General features: G+C 53.5%; 16 protein-coding genes. 4 read left to right on the top strand and 12 right to left on the bottom strand.

Going from position 1 to position 19,528, the window contains the following annotated elements:
- Nucleotides 1-9: 9 nt before the first annotated feature.
- The 10 genes from gspL to gspC all read right to left on the bottom strand — a co-directional run bounded on the left by gspL (nt 10) and on the right by gspC (nt 10,624).
- The gene (gene gspL, locus CBR65_RS14855; protein ID WP_087467587.1) at nt 10-1,275 is read right to left on the bottom strand and encodes a type II secretion system protein GspL; all 1,266 of its coding nucleotides are present in this window, start codon (nt 1,273-1,275) and stop codon (nt 10-12) included.
- Between the two features lie 82 nt (nt 1,276-1,357).
- Nucleotides 1,358-2,404 carry a type II secretion system minor pseudopilin GspK gene (gene gspK / locus CBR65_RS14850; protein ID WP_157672091.1) on the bottom strand — a complete coding sequence of 349 codons (1,047 nt, stop codon included), beginning with the start codon at nt 2,402-2,404 and terminating at the stop codon, nt 1,358-1,360.
- Nucleotides 2,388-3,071: a type II secretion system minor pseudopilin GspJ gene (gene gspJ, locus CBR65_RS14845; RefSeq protein WP_087467585.1), complete on the bottom strand. Its 684-nt coding sequence runs from the start codon at nt 3,069-3,071 to the stop codon at nt 2,388-2,390. Before gspJ ends, gspK begins: the two co-directional genes overlap by 17 nt.
- Nucleotides 3,064-3,516 carry a type II secretion system minor pseudopilin GspI gene (gene gspI / locus CBR65_RS14840; RefSeq protein ID WP_087467584.1) on the bottom strand — a complete coding sequence of 151 codons (453 nt, stop codon included), beginning with the start codon at nt 3,514-3,516 and terminating at the stop codon, nt 3,064-3,066. Before gspI ends, gspJ begins: the two co-directional genes overlap by 8 nt.
- On the bottom strand, nt 3,516-4,127 hold the full coding sequence (locus CBR65_RS14835; RefSeq protein ID WP_157672090.1) for a prepilin-type N-terminal cleavage/methylation domain-containing protein: 612 nt from the start codon (nt 4,125-4,127) through the stop codon (nt 3,516-3,518). Before CBR65_RS14835 ends, gspI begins: the two co-directional genes overlap by 1 nt.
- A gap of 63 nt (nt 4,128-4,190) precedes the next feature.
- Nucleotides 4,191-4,667 carry a type II secretion system major pseudopilin GspG gene (gene gspG, locus CBR65_RS14830; protein ID WP_304441682.1) on the bottom strand — a complete coding sequence of 159 codons (477 nt, stop codon included), beginning with the start codon at nt 4,665-4,667 and terminating at the stop codon, nt 4,191-4,193.
- 71 nt (nt 4,668-4,738) lie between these two features.
- On the bottom strand, nt 4,739-5,971 hold the full coding sequence (gspF, locus tag CBR65_RS14825; protein WP_087467582.1) for a type II secretion system inner membrane protein GspF: 1,233 nt from the start codon (nt 5,969-5,971) through the stop codon (nt 4,739-4,741).
- Nucleotides 5,972-6,010: 39 nt separating this feature from the next.
- Complete coding sequence (gspE, locus tag CBR65_RS14820) at nt 6,011-7,564, bottom strand: type II secretion system ATPase GspE (protein WP_087467581.1); 1,554 nt, start codon at nt 7,562-7,564, stop codon at nt 6,011-6,013.
- Nucleotides 7,564-9,570: a type II secretion system secretin GspD gene (gene gspD / locus CBR65_RS14815; RefSeq protein ID WP_232461205.1), complete on the bottom strand. Its 2,007-nt coding sequence runs from the start codon at nt 9,568-9,570 to the stop codon at nt 7,564-7,566. The genes gspE and gspD overlap by 1 nt, the downstream gene beginning before the upstream one ends.
- 13 nt (nt 9,571-9,583) lie before the next feature.
- Nucleotides 9,584-10,624 carry a type II secretion system protein GspC gene (gspC, locus tag CBR65_RS14810; protein WP_087467580.1) on the bottom strand — a complete coding sequence of 347 codons (1,041 nt, stop codon included), beginning with the start codon at nt 10,622-10,624 and terminating at the stop codon, nt 9,584-9,586.
- 459 nt (nt 10,625-11,083) lie between these two features.
- Here gspC and CBR65_RS14805 point away from each other — a divergent pair, with 459 nt between their 5' ends.
- The 3 genes from CBR65_RS14805 (at nt 11,084) to CBR65_RS14795 (ending at nt 16,683) form a co-directional block, all read left to right on the top strand.
- The gene (locus CBR65_RS14805; protein WP_232461204.1) at nt 11,084-12,934 is read left to right on the top strand and encodes a DUF885 family protein; all 1,851 of its coding nucleotides are present in this window, start codon (nt 11,084-11,086) and stop codon (nt 12,932-12,934) included.
- A gap of 148 nt (nt 12,935-13,082) precedes the next feature.
- Entirely contained in the window at nt 13,083-15,212 is a 2,130-nt protein-coding gene (locus CBR65_RS14800; RefSeq protein ID WP_087467578.1) for a di-heme-cytochrome C peroxidase, read from the top strand.
- Between the two features lie 181 nt (nt 15,213-15,393).
- Nucleotides 15,394-16,683, top strand: coding sequence for a serine hydrolase (locus tag CBR65_RS14795; protein WP_087467577.1), 1,290 nt, complete (start codon nt 15,394-15,396; stop codon nt 16,681-16,683).
- Here CBR65_RS14795 and CBR65_RS14790 read toward each other — a convergent pair.
- A complete protein-coding gene (locus CBR65_RS14790) occupies nt 16,680-17,327 on the bottom strand; it encodes an exopolysaccharide biosynthesis protein (RefSeq protein WP_232461203.1) in 648 nt (215 codons plus the stop codon). The genes CBR65_RS14795 and CBR65_RS14790 overlap by 4 nt on opposite strands.
- Nucleotides 17,328-17,422: 95 nt before the next feature.
- On the opposite strand from CBR65_RS14790, the gene CBR65_RS14785 reads away from it, so the two are divergent.
- Entirely contained in the window at nt 17,423-18,568 is a 1,146-nt protein-coding gene (locus CBR65_RS14785) for a GNAT family N-acetyltransferase (protein ID WP_087467576.1), read from the top strand.
- Between the two features lie 3 nt (nt 18,569-18,571).
- Here CBR65_RS14785 and CBR65_RS14780 read toward each other — a convergent pair whose 3' ends face one another.
- Nucleotides 18,572-19,504 (bottom strand): ABC transporter substrate-binding protein, encoded by a 933-nt coding sequence (locus tag CBR65_RS14780; protein WP_087467575.1) that lies wholly within the window; start codon nt 19,502-19,504, stop codon nt 18,572-18,574.
- Nucleotides 19,505-19,528 lie beyond the last annotated feature (24 nt).

Genomic DNA, 19,528 nt, shown 5'->3' with positions numbered 1-19,528 from the left:
AAGCGTAGGTCAGTTAAGTTTGCTGATCTTGAGGCGCGCCGAGAAAATCTCGCCCTGGGCGCTGGAGCTGAGCAGCTCCGCCTTCAAGCCTTTTTGTTCAATATTGGTACGCACCTGTTCAATGGCATTAAACGCATTCGCTTGCAGGTTCAGGTTAATCTCGCTGGTGTCTGCGGAGTATTGGATGCTGCGCAAAATAATAGAGTCATTGCCACTCAGGGGCGGCAGGACTTCGGAGATCAATTCCATGGCACGCGCGGATTGTCCGGCCGGTTGCAGCTCACGCGCCATACCGGTCAACTGTTTTTCCGCATCCACCAGCGCACCCTGGGGCACAACCGTGCGGTATACGCCTTCAATCTGCCGGCGAATCTCCAGGTTTTCATCTTTCAGAACATGAATGTGAAAGAGCAACACACCGATGTACACCCCGAGACTGACAGCCGCCAGCGTCCCTACCGAGCGCCAGTTGCGCCACCAACGCTCGATGGGCAGACGCTGGGAAAAGTCACCCTGACACAAATCAATACTGGAGTTGCCGTAATCAAGCTGCCAGAAATCGACGATGACTTCGCTGATAACCCGCTCGGTGAGTGATGGCGGAAGCAGTTCGCGCAATGTGGCCAGATCCCGTTCATTAACAGCGCGCAAGGTGAGTTGCGGCAATTGATCTACCCGTTCCTGGGCGGTCAGCAGCATTTGCAGCGCCAGGCGCGCGTGGGGAACATCCACACTGAAACCAAGGTGAGCGGTATAACGCACCATGACCACGCCTTCATGGATCTGCAAGGTCCAGTGATCATTGGACTCCGCTGTAGCCTCCACACCGTCAACCGGTGCAGATGCACTTAGAGGCAGAGCCAGAGGTGCCGACCGACATTGAGTCACTTCAACAGCAATACTTTTCAGTTGCTCAAATACCGTTTCCAGCCAGGCCTTTTCCATATAGGCGACACAGACTTTGCCGTTATTCAGGGGGCCGAGCGCAAAATGGAAACGGTCGACATCGCCGATAACGTTATCTTCCAATTGGAAGGGCAGCAGGTTGCGCAGGTGTTTCTTTTCTTTTTCGTTGTATTCAAGTTCGCGCGTAATAACCTTGGTGCCGGGCACGATAAGCCAGGCCTGATGAGTGCCAGCCCCCAGACTGGCTTCCAGGGCTTGCAGATCGCCACTGCCGGCCGTGTCAGTCAGCGCGCGACTGTTGGCGTCCAGCCAGCACCAGCGGTACGTGTCCGCTGCGCGATTGATATAAAGCACAAGTTGATCTGACATAACGCCTTGCTTCACCTGTTAAACGCCGGCCCCTAAGGGCTGCTATTTTGTTGTTATCCGCAGTGTGCAGATGTTGTGTTCGTCAGTAGGTATCGTTGCGCAATACCACTTTAAAATTTTGGCCATCGCGCTGGATCAAACTCCGCATGCCGCGCCGTTGCTCGACCAGGTCTACCTGGATGTAGAGCCAGAAAAACTCTGTCTTTACTGCCAGCCCGCTGATATCCAACTCCCCGTTGCCTATAGCGGTCTCCCAGCTGCTTTTAAACTCTTCTACTGTCGGGTAGAAACCATCGGTCGGGATGGCTTGCGCCAGTTGCTCAGCTTCCAGTTCGCCCAGAGGCGCCAGGACGGTTTTGTTGTTAAGCGTTCGCAACAGGTGCGGCGGCATGGTGTTCACATTGATGGTGGATGAGGAACCACCTTGTTGTTGCCCACCCTGCTGCTGTCCACCCGGAGCCGTCGTCGACTGCAATACCGTAATGTAGGGCCGCAACAGCGTCATCAGCTCGGGGGTCATGTAGCGCACCAGCCGCAGCTCATCCACACTTCTGAAGGAACCGTTAGCCGCGTTGTACGGCATCTCCAGCCCCTGGTAATAATAGGATTCGGCACCGCCAAATCCTGACTCGTTATCGTCCGGATCAGTCCAATCAACGATGGCTTCGACAATCTGACAGGCTTCCTCCAGCTGGATCGGCAAATCCGGGAAGGTCTGCAATAACCGGATAAAGCGTCGCTGGGGCTCGGTGTAACGTTCCGGATCAGTTAATGGCCGCTCGCCGAAGTTGTTGCCTGTCAGTGAGTTCAAATCAATCAAACTGCTGGCATCCACTGCCCGCGCCAGCAGCCAACCACCATCAATCTCAAAAGGTACTTCGGTGTCCCAGCCCTCACCGAGATAATCCACCTCGGGGTCCTGGTCCGCCTCCTTCAGCAGTTCCAGGGCCGCATCTTCCATCCCCAGCATATAGGCTCTGGCTTGGGTACCATGCCAGCGACTTTCGGCCCGCGTCAGCCCCAGTTGGTAGTCACCGGCAAATTTGATGCTTAACCCCGCCACCACAGCCACAATCAACAAGGCCATGACCAGAACAGCACCGGCCTCTCGTTTACTGTGTAAGTTCAAAAAGGCGCGCACTGACACCCATCCCCTCGACATCAATGGTGATCTCTACCGCTGCGGGCATACTGGCCTGGCCAGTCTGCTCCGGTCTTGGCCACACCGGCTCCCAGTCGCGGGTGTAATCCAGACCGCCCAGAATGATCGGGCCGCGCTGCTGCACCAGTTCTGTCGGAAGGAAGCGAAACTGCACGTCCTTAACCCCTTCTAACAGCATTTGATTGAGTGCTGTCTCCTCAAAATCCAGCTCATCAATCGGTACATTGCGCTCCGGCAAATAGTCGCGCCAGAGTTTACCCTCAGCGATGCGGTAACTGACTTGCTGCAGATCACTGCGCAAGCGTTCCATCGGATTAATCCAGCCCCGGCGGGTGAAACTCATCAATACCTGTTCAACATCGTCGCCAGCGCGCTCAAGACTTTCGGCTTTAAATTCAAAACGTGGGCCACGCTGTCCGATTTCCGGTTTCAGCACCTGGCGCATGTCCGAAGCAATGATTTGCCACGTGCGATCCAGCTGATTGATCTCGGCCATCACATCGCGGGTTCGCTCAGCGCCACCGGTAGCGCCTTCGATTGCCTGGTAAGACATGGCCGCGATAACCGCCGCGATGGATAGCGCGATCAACACTTCAAGCAGGGTAAAACCTGCTGATTGCTGCCGCTTAATCACTTAAAAATCCTGCCAGGCGCGCCATGGGTTCTTTATTAGCCAGATTGCGTCGCGCGGTACTGGAGGGTGAACTGCCCGAACCGTTGGGATTTACCGGCCCACCGGCATACACCAGAATCTCGATCCGGTAGAAGTCTTCCATGGTGGTCTCTTCCCGGGTCATCTCCCAATACCACTGCATGCTGCCCATATTGACTGTGCCTTTGTCGGTGTCCGGCAGCTTCATCTCCGTAAAATAGCGCTGTTGCATGCGGATGCGGGTCAATTCGTTTTCCGCCACCCAGAATGCCAGGGTCTTTTCGCGGATGGCGACTGTGCCATCCAATTGACTCATCACCAGGGTCAACATGGCCGGCAAGGCCATAGCAACCACCGCCAGGGCAACCATGACTTCGATCAGGGTGAAGCCCCGCCCGGAATGTCTTGCCCGATGATGTCTAGTCATTATCTGTATCCCGCTGCCTCGGCAGCTGCGTCAGCCTCATCGCGATTGCGCCAGCGAACATCACTCATCATATCCACCTCGATTCGCTGAATCGTTTCCTCTTCGGTAAAGCCCCCTTGCGACTCAAAGATCGCCAGTTCAAAAGGGGTTGATTCACCGCTGGGATAAAACACCAATACCGGCGGCGTGGGTGTCAGATCCGGGTCATGCTCGTAGGGTTCATCCTCCACGATCATTTCCACCTGCAATATCGTCGGCAGGCAGTGTTCCGGCAGGGACGATATTTCCTGCCAGGTATTGTCGCGTCGCTGCTGCCAGCGATAACACCATTGCACGTCGATAGAATCGGCTGCATTACGCGGCTCAAAAAACAAGCCAATGATCTGGCTGTTCAGCACCGTCTGTTCGGCGACAAAGTTGGCGGTGAGCATAAAATCTTCGGCTTCTTTGTGGGCCGCCGAAGCGCCGTCATCACCCCCAACCGAAAGTGATACAACCCCCAATGCAAAACCGAGGATCAGGATCACCACCATGATCTCCAGCAGCGTGAATCCGCCTTGCCGGTGCTTTACCACTTTGTTATCCACAAGGTTAATCACAGGCTTGTTCACACGGTTATCCCCATGGTTATCCACAAAGATCCTGACAAGCCCGACATACACTCCGCTACCCGATTATTCCGACTGGGCCGGTTGATCCCAGATGCTGATATCAGCATTGGGGCCTTCACCGCCGCTGACGCCATCTGCACCCAGGGTATAAATGTCATATTCGTGCGCTTCGCCAGGGCTGAGGTACAGGTAGGGACGACCCCAGGGGTCCTGTTGCAGGGTTTCGATATAGCCGCTGCTTTTCCAGTTGCGCGGAATCGGGGTAATACTGGGTTTGGTTACCAGCGCCTCCAAACCTTGCTCCGTGTTGGGATAAACAAAGTTATCGATCCGGTAAAGCTTCAGGGCAGTTTGAATGGATTTGAAGTCCGCCTGGACTTTCTGGATACGCGCCTCGTCTGCACGATCCAACACCGCCGGCGCCACGATACTGGCGAGCAAGCCGATGATGATGACCACCACCATGATCTCGATCAAACTGAAACCCGCCTGCCGACGCATTCCCTGGTGGTTGGACATAGAGTGATTAACAGCTTTCATAGTGACTCCCATAACAATTCGAATAAAAATACTCGCTACATCTTGTGTGTTGACCGGTCTGCCGACCGGGTTTAAATCAGACTATTCATCTCAAAGATCGGCTGCAGGATCGCCATAACAATCAGGCACACCGCCAATCCCATAAATACGATGGTCAATGGCTCCAGCAGGCCCATGGCCATCCCCAGCATCATCTCCAGCTCCCGTTCCTGATCCTGGGCCGCATTGTCCAATTGTTGTGGCAGGGTACCGTTAGCTTCACCGCTGGATACCAGTTGCACCAGCAATGGTGGGAAGGTCCCGACATTCTCCATGGCGCGGTAAAGGCTGCTACCTTCGCGCACGGCGGCGGCAACCTGCTCGCAAGACTCCTGCAACAACTTATTACTCATCACCTGACCAGCGATACTCAAGGCCTGCAATAACGGCACACCACTGGATGACAACAGGCTCAAGGTTGCGGCAAACCGGGCACTGTTGATCTGCCGCACGAGATTGCCGATCACTGGCAAACGCAATTGCCAGCTGTGCCAGGTGCGCAGACGGTTTTCGTTGCGCAAGAGTCGCTTGATCCCAAACACAATCCCGATCAAGGCAAAAATACAATAGATGCCGTAATTAACCACAAAGTCACTGGTGGCAATCAATGCCTGGGTCAAGGGCGGGAGATCGCGCTGACTGTGAGCAAAGATACCTACAAGCTTGGGTACAACAAAGGCCATCAAGGCCCCGATCACCGACAGGCTGATAACCAACAGCACCACCGGGTAGATCATCGCCATCTTCAGACGCTGCTGTACCTGTTGGCTGGTCTGGGTGTAGTCCGCGAGCCGCTCCAATACCGGTCCGAGGTAGCCGGAACTTTCACCAGCGCGCACCAGAGCACGATACATCTCATTAAACGCCGCCGGATTTTCACCCAGCGCCTGTGCCAGGCTGAAACCCTCAAGAACCTTGGTCCTGACCTGTAGCAGAATCTGCTTGATGTTCTGCTTGTTCTGCTGGCGCGCGGTAGCATGCAAGGCTTCATCCAGCGGCAGACCGGAGCGCACCAGTGAGGCCAATTGACGGGTAATCAGGCTAAGTTCACGCGTGTTTAGACGTTTTCCCCAGCGGCTACGCATGCCGGAAAAACTGGTGTCGTCGCCCGCTTTAATGGCCTTACCGGTGACATTAATGACCTCCAGCGGCTTGAGTTTTTTCGCGCGCAACTGGCTCCGGACCTGGCGTTCAGAATCGCCTTCCAGGATGCCTTTGACGGCCTTACCCGTCTCGTTCAATGCGCGATAACTGTATGCACCCATGCCTTAACGTGAATCCCCGTTGTGTCTAACGCTGTGGCTTTATAACTGCGTTGTTACCCGCAGTACTTCTTCAATACTGGTGATGCCTTTGAGCACACAATTGCGGCCGTCATCACTCATGGAAGGGCTGTGCTTGCGCGCTTCCGCTAACAATTCCTGTTCACCCGCTTGCTCGTGAATCAGATGGCGTATACGTTCGTTAATTTCAATCAATTCGTAAATCCCCTTACGACCGCGATAACCCTGGCTGTTGCAGTGTTTACAGCCCATGGGACGCCAGATACTGGCATTCGCCGGCAGCTTGAGCATGTCCCGCTCGGCTTCGCTAGGCTCGTAAGGTTCCTTACAGTGCTCACACAGCATCCGCACCAGACGCTGGGCCATGACCACTTCCAGACTCGATGCCAGCAAGAATGGCTCCACGCCCATGTCTTTCAAGCGCATTACTGCACCGATCGCGGTGTTGGTGTGCAGGGTGGACAACACAAGGTGACCGGTCAAACTGGCCTGGATCGCAATCTCGGCAGTCTCGCCGTCACGGATCTCACCCACCATCACCACGTCCGGGTCCTGACGCAGGATGGCGCGCAGCCCCCGGGCAAAGGTCATCTCCACCTTGGGATTAACCTGGGTCTGTCCGATACCGGGCAACAGGTATTCCACCGGGTCTTCGATGGTGAGGATGTTCCGACTGCGGCTGTTGATATGGCTCAGGCCGGCATAGAGCGTGGTGGTTTTACCAGAACCGGTCGGCCCGGTTACCAGAATAATGCCGTGGGGTTTCAACAACGCCCGCGACAGGCCATCGTGAACATGTTTGGGCATCGCCAGCTGCTCAAGTTTGAGCTGGCCCGCAGCCTGATCGAGCAGACGCAATACGATACGCTCGCCGAATGCCGAGGGAATGGTCGATACCCGGATATCCACGGCGTGACCCGCCAGGCGTACAGTGATACGACCGTCCTGCGGCAAACGTTTTTCCGCGATATCCAGACGAGCCATAACTTTAAGACGGGACACCAGTACCGGTGCCAATTCCGGTTTGGGTGAGAGTACTTCAGTCAAGACACCGTCGATACGGAAACGTACCGATACGCGATCTTCAAAGGGCTCAAGGTGAATATCCGACGCACCTTCGCGCACGGCTTGCGACAGAATGGCATTGATCAAACGAATAATAGGTGCATCGTCATCGCCAGCGAGCAAATCGGTGCGATCTGCCAGGTCGTCCGCCAAAGATGAAAGATCGTACTCAGCACCCAGGTCTTCCGCCGCACGTTGGGCAGCACCTTCGCCGCTTTGGTATTCGCGGGTCAAACGCCGCTGGAAATCATCGGCAGGGACTTCTTCCAGCTCAAAATCGGAGCCCAGATAACGCTGCAATTCCAGCAGCACATCAATGGTCAAGCCGGGGCGATACAACAACTTGCGCGCACCCTCTTCCTCCAGCATGACACCGTGTGTCGTGGCGAAGCTGAAGGGCAGGCGCGCACGCTCAGCCGCTGCCGCGCTGGCAGCCTGTTCTTCGTCCTCGGACAGCGTTGCTGCAGCCAGAGGTTCTTCGAGCGTAGACAGATCGTCCGTCACGGCAATTACTCCTCTGCCGGTGGGTCGATAGAATTGGAACGTAGGTCGATGACCTCAGCCGGCAGGGATTCCTCGCTTTCGGGCTTAGGCAGTGTCGCCACGTCAACCCACTCTGGCAATACTGGAACTTCGCGACTATTAACCAGAATACCGGCCTTACGACGTTGCTCTATCTGCATATCGCGGATAGCGCTGTATTTTTCTGCCGTGGCGCCAGTCATCATTTTGCCGTCCTCCACCACCGTGGCACGAATAAAGACCAGCAAGTTGGTTTTGACAACATCTGACGTTTGACTTCGGAAAGCATTACCGATGACAGGAATACTGCCGAGAATAGGCACCTTAAGATCAGTGGTGCGGATCTCGTCTCTAATTAACCCGCCCAGTACAACGATCTGACTATTCTCCGCGAGAATCTGAGTTTCGATGGTACGTTTATTGGTAATAATGCCGCGGGTAGTCGTATCTTCGATGCTTGACACTTCCTGACTGATATCCAGCACCACACTGTCCCCGTCATTCACGTGGGGAGTAACAGTAAGCATCACACCCACATCTTTACGTTCGATGGTGGTAAAGGGGCTTGAGGGATTGGTAGTACCGCCCGTCGACGTATAAGAACCTGTTTCGAAAGGGACTTCCTGGCCAACAGAAATTGACGCTTCATGGTTGTCTGTTGTCAATAAATTCGGAGTGGAAAGAATGTTGGTTTTGTTGTTTTCCTGCAGCATCTTGATCAAGGCCGCAAAGTCAGTGCGCGTACCCAAGCGTCCAATACCAAATGCCTGACCAGCGATACCACTCAGTCCGGATGCCAGATCAGCCAAGCCTGAATCTCCTCCCTCAAAAGCAGCACCCGCTACGCCACCAAGAATACCGCGGTCGCCACGCCCGGAACTACCGAAGCCGTATTCGCTGTCACGGTACATCCATTCAATACCCAGCTCTTTACCATTGTTTTCGCTAACCTCAACAATAATCGCCTCCACCAACACCTGGGCGCGACGAATATCGAGGCTTTCAACGACGGTCAATAAAGATTCCATCACGTCGCTGTCAGCGGTGATCAGTACCGCGTTGGTATCCGCATCAAACTGAATACCGGCCGTGCCGCCAGGCGTTTGGCCTTCTACCGGTTTGGCCTGGGCAAGGTTTTGCACCATGCCGGTCAGCACTTTGGAAACCTCTTCCGCCTTGGCGTACTTGAGATACACCACGCGCATATTGCTGTTCTTGGTCTGCGGACGGTCCATCTGGTCGATCAGCATCTTCACCCGCTGGCGCTGCAGGTCATCGCCGCTGATGATCACACCATTGATGCGCTTGTCCGCCACCAGCACCACGGGCGACGTTGTCGTGCCACGGTTCGGGTCCGGTTTTTCCAGCGTGGTGATGATGTTCACAATGTCCGCCGCCTGGGCGTAACGCAATTCAATCAGTTCAGTGCCGATCACCGCTGATTGGTCGATCTTGGCGATCAGTTCGTTCAAGCGAATGATGTTGGCGCGGGTATCGGTGATGATCAGGGCGTTACTGGAATCGTAAGCGGAGATATGGCCGTATTGCGGCACCAGCGGGCGCAGGGTTGGCAGCACCTTGGCTGCGCTGATATTTTTAAGCTGGATAACCTGGGTGATGTAGGTATCGTCGACTTCCGTCACATTGGTTTCGTTAGGTACCGGCAGCGACCGGGCATCGCGGTTGGGGACAATGCGCACGACCGAGCCGCTTTCTATTGCGGTATAACCATGCACATCCAGCACAGAAAGAAACAGATCGTAGAGTTCTTCACTGTTAAGCGGCTTGGCGGAGATAACCTTGACCGGTCCACGCACTTTCGGGTCGATGATGATGGTTTTGCCCGTAGCATCCGCCATAAATTTGATGACTTGCTGGATATCCGTGTCATTGAAGTTGACCGTCCAACTTTGCTCTGCGGCGACCGTGTTGAAGCCCAGGCACAATGCGATCAGCACGGCGGCGAGCTTGGCAGGTTTATAACGAAGGTTCACTGGACATCCTCACTTATTGAAGCACAACATCGACAGACAAGACGCTACCACCGCGTTTAATTTCGAGGCTGGCGGAAGTTGCATTGCTCATATTTTTATAAATTTCCATAACTTTACCGGGGCTGGTGAGCGGCACACCATTTACTGCCGTGACGATATCGTCCGGCTGTAGCCCCAGCGCTGAAAACTGCTCCGCGTTGCGACCCGGGCGGATTTTGTAACCCACCACCTGACCGCCTTCACGATGGATACTCATCGCCACCACATCCGCCAGGGAACGAGCCACCTCGCCACTGGGATCAGCTGAACCCATAGGGTTGGCATCGGGTGACGGCGTGTCGTAGCCCGGATTCTGGTCCACAAATAGCGGCTGTTGGCCACCGGATTCCGTGTTTTCATCACTCCAGCTACGTCCCGTATTTTGCTCCGGCGGCACATAGGGTGCAGCAATGCGTGCGTTAGGATCGTCTTTATATAGCCAAAGCGATTCATAACGACCGTTGTTGTTCAGGATAACCCGCAGATCAAGCACCTTGGCCAGGGTAACGCCACGGCCGACCGGCAACTCGTCACCGGGGGCGTAAACATCTGCTTCAGCCCCGTTGGCGATGATGGCGCGGGCCGATGCATCATCACTACTACCAATCACGCCGCGCAAGACCAGGTTCAACTGGGTATCCACAGCGTCATCTTCGATAACAGAGGGTGCCGGTGTCGCGGCGGCTTCTTCTGCGGCAGCGGCATCCATCTTCCCGAAAACCTCGGACTCAGTCAGCGAAGCGATATCAATGGGTGGGGCATCACTGGGGGATTGACCCGCCGGTGCCACAACAGCAGAGGCAGTCGCGGCCGGAATATCCGGTGTTGGCGCAACCAACCAGAACAGCCGCGCAAGACTGTGACTCAACCACAACACTAATAATAAGGTGGCGAGCCATTTCCATCGCTCCAGCGGCACCTTGCCCAGCAGGGCGGCACCACGACGCAGCACCTGCTCGAATTGAGCCGTGCGCTGATCCAGTGCCAACCGGGGAGAAATGAATTTATCTTGCATAAACGTGATCGTTACCCTTTACCTGCACGGAAGCGTGCTAACCGCTTACAGCCCAAGCCCAGGAGGCCCACAGGCAGAGACTTTATTATTGAATAAAGCGCCGGATTGTACTCCATCTATATATCAAAAGCGAAAGCCCACCCCGACGACCTTGTCAAGCGAATTCTAAGCAAAGTTTTCATTGTGAAGACTTTCGGCTCAAAACCACGGGAGTTTGCAACAAGCGGCGATTGGAGCAAACCAGATTAGTAAAGTTTCTTTACACAATGAGGATGAATTAACAATTTAGTGCCAGTTTTCCGGAAGAGCCAGTAAAAACATTAGCAGATATTTTCATAGATGAGCACCGAAGGGGCTGATGCTGGCACGAACTTAATGAACCTTGGCTGAACAACCTGCCGGTTTCGTACCTTCGGAATCACTGCCGATGGTGTTAAGGTAAGACGACGATGCCTGTTTATGACGAACTCAGCCGGGAAACGTGTACCCATGCCGATCACCACCAAAACCGTCGTTGCCTTGCGCACGGTTATTCCGTTTATCCTCCTGATGTTTGTTCCCTGTGCCGCTGCCACAAACGAAAATGACCGCGCTGAAAAATTGTTTCAACAGTTTTTCGATGAGGCCTTGGCACGCAGCCCAATGAAACAAACCTATCTCGGCCTCAAAACCCATTACGACCAGTGGGATGATCTCAGCGCGAATTACCAACGGCAGACCGATGCATTACTGCGTAACCAACTGCAACGTTTACGACAACTGAACCTGGGCCGACTGAGCCACGAAAACCGCTTCAACTACCATTTAATGGAAGCGACCCTGCAACAGCGGATTGATCAATATACCTGGCGGCACTACCTCTATCCGGTCAACCAAACGTTTGGTACCCATACTGAAATTGCATCCTTGCTGATGAACTCGCACAGGATTGACAACATCGCCGATGCGCGGGCGTATATCCGGCGTATCGGGGCGGTGGATACGCTGCTCGATCAGGTTGTCGCGCAGCTCAAGGAAAATGCGCAAGCGGGCGTTGTGCCACCCCGATTTGTATTTCCATTGGTTATCAACAGCTGTGAAAATTTATTACAGGGTCTGCCATTTAACGGCACAGAGGATAGTCCGATTCTCGGCAACTTTCGCACCAAGGTCATGGCCCTGGACCTGCCAGCCAAACAGGAACAGGCGTTGTTGCAACAAGCCTCGCGTGCATTACAGGATTCTTTCGCGCCGGGTTACCGCCATTTGATCAGCTACTTGCAGCACCTGGAAAAACAGGCTGATGCGCGCGATGGAGTCTGGAAGTTCCCCAAAGGAAAAGACTATTACCGTTTTGCATTGGCTTTTAATACCACGACCGCGTTAAGCGCTGACGAAATCCATACGCTCGGCGTAGAGGAAGTGGAACGTATCCACGGCGAAATTCGCCACATCATGAAGCAATTGAAATTTACCGGCAGCTTGCAGGATTTTTTTCGTTTCATGCGAGAAGAGCCGCGCTTTTATTTTCCCAACACTGACGCCGGTCGCGCGGATTATCTGACGGAAGCCACGCGCATTATCGAGGAGATGCGTGCGAACCTGGATCAATTGTTTATCACGCAACCCAAAGCAGAACTTCTGGTTAGTCGTGTCCAGCCATTCCGCGAAAAAACAGCCGGCAAAGCATTTTATCGTCGCCCCGCCGCCAAGGGCACCCGGCCCGGTGTTTATTACGCGAATATGTACAACATGAACGCTATGCCGATTTACCAGATGCAGGCGCTGGCGTATCACGAGGGCATACCGGGTCATCATATGCAGATTGCCATTGCGCAGGAAAAAACTGACCTGCCGGTGTTCCGGCAGCACGTTCGTTACATCGCGTTTGTGGAGGGCTGGGCGTTGTATGCGGAGTTATTGCCCTTGGAACTGGGCTTATATAAAGACCGCTATGCCGAATTTGGCCGCCTGTCCCTGGAACTCTGGCGCGCCAGCCGGCTGGTGGTAGACACCGGGATACACGCTCAACGCTGGAGTCGGGAAAAAGCCATTCAGTATTTGCTGGAGAACACGCCCAACACACGGCAGGACATCGTCAAATCCGTAGAGCGTTACATCGTCAAGCCGGGACAGGCGACGGCCTATACGCTGGGAATGAAAAAAATTCTCGCCTTGCGCGCATATGCCCACACCGAATTGGGGCCGACTTTTGACCTGCGCCTTTTTCACGAGCAGATACTGCAGGGGGGCGCCATGCCCTTGACCCTGCTGGAAACACGTATAAAAGACTGGGTCGCGACAACCAAAGCGCAAACTCAACAAGAATAAAATTTTCTTACCCGGGCCTTTACCCGTTACCGGAAAATAGTTTAATCGCTATACTGAAAATGCTGTAGGACACTGATAGTTCAGCGACGGTTGTGCACCACAGGCAACCGACGGTTTGGGAAAACGGATATACGAAAAGGGTTTCAGTATGAGCATCAAATTAATTGCCGGAAGCCTCGCTGCTTTCCGGCTCGTCAAACGTTACCGCAAGATTATCTTCTGTTTTATTCTCGCTGTGATCATCAGCATGGTGATCAGCCTCATCATAGGCAAGATCTATCAACACTGGGACAACGACCCAGAGCGCGGGGCCATGCCCATCGAAAATGGTCTCTTTGGTGAAAACTATTCCACACCGATTTATCTCGATCAGGGTTGGGACGAAGCGGACAGCTTGTGGTTTTACAACACCACCCAAGGCTCCGGCATGCTTCCCTATGATTTTTTTATGGTGCTGGAGCAGGCCGACTCTACCGAATTATTGCGCGATCCCAATCATATGGATGCCTTCCGTTATCTTCCGCAAAAACCGACGTTTTTTAATCCCGACGGTTTGCCGGTAGGCTTCGTGAAAGATGTTTACCAAGGGATGGATTATGTCGGCTACACCTGCGCCGCCTGTCACACCAGTCAGGTCAATTATCAGGGCAAAGCGATTCGCATCGATGGCGGCCCGGCCATGGCCGACATGGTTAGTTTCCTGGTGGCACTGGAAAAATCGCTCAAGGCAGTAGCCGCACCGGGCGAAAAACGCGATCGGTTTATCGAGCGTGTACTTGAGCTGGATAACAGCTATGACGATAAAAAGGCGGTCGAGGCCGACATTGAAAGATGGACCTATAACATCGAGCTCTACAACACCATCAACCACAGCCATATCGATTATGGTTATGCACGACTGGACGCCTTCGGTCGCATCTACAATCGCGTCTTACAACATGTACTTAGCAAAAAGCAGATGCGCGATGTGTTACTCGACGTTGTCTCTGCGACCAACCAACCTTTGCTGACCAGCGAGCAAGTGGACCTGGTCCTCAAGGACATCAGCAACACCATTATTGGTGATGAAGAATTTGCGCTGATTTCGGAGCGACTGGAATCTGACTCAACTGGCTATCCGAATCTGTCCCCGCGACAAATGCTGCGCGTGCGCAATTCAATCTTCAACGAACCTGACGCGCCGGTCAGTTATCCCTTCCTCTGGGATATCGCGCACTCTGATTATGTACAGTGGAATGGACTGGCGGGCAATTCCGGGGTAGGTCCCTTGGGACGCAACGCGGGTGAAGTGATCGGCGTATTCGGCATTCTCGACTGGACCGCGAAAAAGCCCGGCTTCAGTTTGTCTGCGCATTTAACCGGGCAGAGTAAGAAGCAGGAGCGTATTGATTTCAAATCGTCCATTGATCTGATTAACCTTGAGCGGCTTGAATCCCACCTGAAAAGTTTGCAATCACCGGTGTGGCCGGAGCAAATCCTGGGCGAAATTGATATGGAAAAAGCAAATCGCGGCCGGGTGATCTATAGTCATTACTGTCAGTCCTGTCACGAAATCATTGACCGCTCCGCTTGGGATCGGCTGGTGATCGGAAAAATGTCAAACATTGATGCTATCGGTACCGATCCGGTGATGGCCCGCAACAGTGTCAATTACAAAGGCAAATCCGGCAATTTCGTCCACACTTACCAGAGCACCGATGTGGGGCCGCTGGTACTGGAAGAAAATGCACCGGTAATCCAGATACTCACCTCGGTGACCACCGGCGTGGTAAGTACGGAAGATACGGACAAGTGGGCGCTGCGGCGCGGCCTCGATTGGCTGTATACCCTGGCCATGTCGTTTTTCGATAACGACATCAAGCCCAGTATGAAAGCAGGCAATTACAAGCCGGACACCACCGCGAATCCCTATGACTCGCTGCTGTCCTACAAAGCCCGCTCGCTAAACGGTATCTGGGCCACAGCGCCTTATCTGCACAACGGATCTGTGCCGACTATGTACGATTTGCTTTTACCCAAGAAGCAAGCGGGCGACCCGGAGGATGGACAGTACCGGCCCGATGACTTCATGGTGGGCAGCCGCGAGTATGATCCGGTGAAGATGGGCTTTCGCTCCGAGGGTTATGACGGTTTCCGGTTCCAGACATTCCGGGCCGGCGATATGAACGGCGGCCACGAATACGGCGCTGGCCGAACACCGCAGGCAGATGGTACAGTGTTGCCCGCTTTAACCGAGCAGCAGCGCTGGGATTTGATCGAATTTATCAAGACGCTGTAATGCCAGAGCGCCGCTTTCCGGAGCGGCGCCTGCAAAATCAAAAACCCATGTTGGTAAGGGATTTTGTATAAGGAATGTTTCATGTAAACCGGTTGATCGGCCGTCCTTTTTCGCATCGGCACTTATTGCTGATCAGACAGCCGCCCATGTTCATTCTTTTATATATTGATCCTGAAATCCTATGTTAAACACGATGTACTTCCAACGGCTGAAAACCTTTATCGCCTCCAGCTTACTGACGCTGACCCCGCTTACACTTCACGCCTTCGAGCTTCCCGGCGCCAATCTCGCGGACAATGATCGATACGATACATTGCCACCCATGATTGCCGAAGCCCTGGCCCAATTATCGACGCCAGCCAGCACCACACCGGCATACATCACGGAATTCGAGCAATACATTGCCCAGACGGTCGCACCCAGTGTGCCCGGAGCGGCGCTGTTGGTCGTCGCTGATGGCAAGGTACAGGTCATGAACGGTTACGGCGTGAGGAAGGTGGGCACCCATGACCCGGTTACGCCGGACACCGTATTTCGCCTGGCGTCTGTATCCAAGACCATCGCGTCTGCCGCCGCCGGACTGCTGGTGCAGGAAAACAAACTGCTGTGGGACAGCCCGGTTGCCAGCACCTTGAGTAATGTCAGTTTTAAAAATGCCCAATACGGCAAACTGATCACCGTGCGCGATATCCTCGCCCACACCACCGGCCTGCCGGCCCATGCCTATACCAATTTGATTGAAGCGCGTGTGCCTTACGAAGAAGCGGTCAAACGCCTGGGCACGCTGGATTTTACCTGTCCACCCCATCGCTGTTACGGCTACCAGAACGTGGTGTTCAGCTTGATTGGCGACATCATCTACGCCAAGAGCGGCAAGAATTATGAGGATTTTGTGGTCGACAACCTGTTTCGGCCGCTGGGCATGAACAGTGCGTCTTTTGGCCTGGAGGCCCTTGAGCAGAACCGTAACTATGCGCAGCCCCACGTATGGCGCAGAGGCCAGTGGAAGAACGTCAAGATCAACACCAATTACTACAAGGTTGCACCTGCCGCCGGTGCCAACGCCAGTATTCGCGATATGGCGTCCTGGATGCTCGCGCACCTGGGCCAACGCCCGGATGTACTACCCACGACCACGCTTGATGATATGCAGGCCAAGGTCATCAAGACATCAGTGGCCCGTTCCCATTACGGTGTGCAAAAAAACATCATCAATACCTACTACGGCTTGGGCTGGCGGGTATTCGACTTCGGCGCCCATAAAAACTTTGTCCACCACGGTGGCTGGGTACAGGGCTATCGCGCCGAGATGGTGTTCAACCGCGAGCTGCAAATCGGCATGGTGTTTCTCACCAATTCCGAAACCCGACTGGCGCGCGACGTGATCCTGAATTTCGTCAACTTGTATGAGCAGCACCGCCAATCTGAATTAACGCCGCAGCTCTTGCGCGCCGATGCCAAGACCCACTAACCGGCAAGCTGCTGTAAAAACAAGAGCGCGCCGGTGATGATGGTCCACACCAGACCACCGAGGGCGATGACACTGATGATCGTCATCGCCAAACCGGCAGCGATAAATACCCCGTCCTTCTCGATCAAACCCAAAGCCAATAACACCACGGCAAAACCAGGGAAAAAATTACCGAACGGAATCGGCAGGATCAACAACAACGCCAACAGTAAACACACACCTCCCAACCAGCGCTCCGCGCGCGGCGACGTTAGCCAGGGCCATCGCGGCTTTAACCCTCGTTCCAGTTTTGCCAGCCAGGGTGCCGCTCGTTGAATTAACTTTTTGAAGCCTTTGCCACTAAAGGAGCGCTGTTGTATTGACGCCGGTAAATACAACCGGCGCAAACCGGCGATCATCTGTAGCGCAATAACAATTAACACAATGCCCGTTACCGTCGATACGCCGGGAATACCGACAAATGGAATGGAATTGGGCAGTGCGAACAGCAGCAGTAAAAAGCCGAATGAGCGATCACCCAACAGCTGATCCAACTCACCCCACTGAATGCGCTCCCGATCGAGACTCGCCGCAAACGCCAACAAGACGGCGGAAAGATTTTGTGGTGGCTGTGGCGTCAGCACAGATTCAGGCAGCGACTTCAATAAAGGCTCCTTACACTACGCGGGTGATTGAGTTGTGTTATTGTCGGTGCATTGAAACCTGTCCATTAGTTCAATACGCAGTGAGTGCACCGGTTATGCACATCGACTTTATCTCTTCGATCCATGCTGTTAGCGCGACGGAATGGAATGCGCTTTGCGCCACAGATTATCCCTTTATTCGTCATGAATTCTTTGCCGCACTGGAAGACAGTAACAGCACCACCTTGGCGCGCGGTTGGCAGCCCCATCATCTGATAATGCGTGATCAGGGTATTGTCATGGCGGCGTTGCCATTATTTATCAAGCACCATTCTTATGGTGAATATGTGTTTGACTGGGCCTGGGCCGATGCCTGGCAGCGTTACGGGTTTGCCTACTATCCGAAAGTAGTCTCTGCCATTCCATTTACGCCTTGCTATGGAACGCGTCTGTTAGTGAACCAACACACGACAACCCGCGCTGTACTTCCTGGCCTTGTCGAGCACCTGCAACAGCATATTGTGCAACAGGGATTTTCCAGCTGGCACTGCCTGTTTCCGGTTGAAGAGTTAAAAGACCAATTGAGCGATATGGGTATAAGACCGCGCCTGGGCTGCCAATTTCATTGGTTTAATAATGACTATAAAAACTTTTCCGACTTTCTCGCGCGGATGTCATCGCGCAAGCGTAAAAATATTCTTAAAGAAAGACGTCATGTGCAGGAACAGGGTTTTACGTTTGAGTGGAAACAGGGTGCAGCCATTACCGCAGCCGATTGGAATTTCTTTGCCGAGTTGTATCAACTGACCTACCTGAAACGCAGCGGACACGGTGGTTATTTGCAGCGTGATTTTTTTCATTTACTGGGAAAAAATTTGCCGGAACATACCTTGTTGATTATCGCCCGACACCAGGGCTCACCCGTCGCGGCTGCACTTTACCTGTATGACAGTTCAACACTTTATGGTCGCTATTGGGGATGCCGGGAAGAATTTGATTTTTTACATTTCGAAACCTGCTACTACCAAGGCATTGATTTTTCCATCGCACAGGGTTTGCAGCGGTTTGATGGCGGAGCCCAGGGCGAGCACAAGATTCAACGGGGCTTTGAACCCGTCGCCACCTGGTCTAACCACTGGGTTGCGACAGAAGATTTTCGCCCTGCCATCAATCGATTTCTGGCAGAAGAGCGTCATAGCGTCACGCATTATCTGTCCGCTGCACGGGAACACCTTCCCTTTAAAAATAACGATCCACGCTAAGGCTTATTGAAATAATTCCGGGTTGTATTGCTTCACTTTTTTCATCCAGTCTTCCGGCAATTCGCGCGGTGTGCCTGGCGGCAATAAAGGATTATAAATATGGATTTCGCGTCGATCCTGCAAGCGCAGGTTGATGATGGCATCCATGATCAACGGGTGGCGATAAAAATAGCGGTCATAAGAGCCATCGCGCATCATCGAACGCAGACCGGTTTCAATACGCCTGGCCAAGACCTCATTATCTTTTTTGACAAAAAAGTATAAGGGTGCGGGATAAACTAATACCAGGTCACGCTCTACAACGATATTTTTATCACTGTTATGACGCAACTCCGACAGAATTTGGTTAGAGCCGCGCGGAAAAAAGTCAAACCGTTTGGCAGCCAGCATCTTGTATAAGGCTTCATAGTTGGCACTGTTGACAACCTGAATCTTATTGCGCAAAAAAATTTCCACATCCGGCCAATCGGCACCCTGACCAGCACGCAAGGTTTGCAAATCGTCGAGCCCTTTGACCTGTGAAAACAAGGGTTGATCATCGGCGTGGATTAAAAAGGTTTTGTGTCCCATCAAGCCTTTCAACAAAGGAATGCGAATCGGGCGCAGCAATGCTTCGCGCTCAATGGTAGTAGTACCCCACAACAGATCGACACCCTGGTCGCGACTGATCAGTGCTGCACTGCGCATGCGCGTCAACATATGTTCGGTTTGTTCTATCTCGCAGGGGCCAAATTCAGCTTCGGTACGCTCAAGAATCAGGCGTAACAAATCGTGGTAATAACTTTCCTGTTCCCAGCTGCTGGGCTTGGCTTTGGGTAGAATCAACCGCGGAATGGCCGTCGGATCATCGGTTATACGATTGACGCAGGCATGCACTTGCCCGGCAAGACATGCAAAGATCACCAATATTGCCAGTGATGGCTTCAGGAATTTCATCGACAGTCACGCAAAGAATGTTGA

It is taken from the genome of Cellvibrio sp. PSBB006 (assembly GCF_002162135.1).
Taxonomy (GTDB): Bacteria; Pseudomonadota; Gammaproteobacteria; order Pseudomonadales; family Cellvibrionaceae; genus Cellvibrio.
The sequence above is the reverse complement of the archived record's forward strand: the minus strand, read 5'-3'. Positions and strand labels throughout refer to the sequence as shown.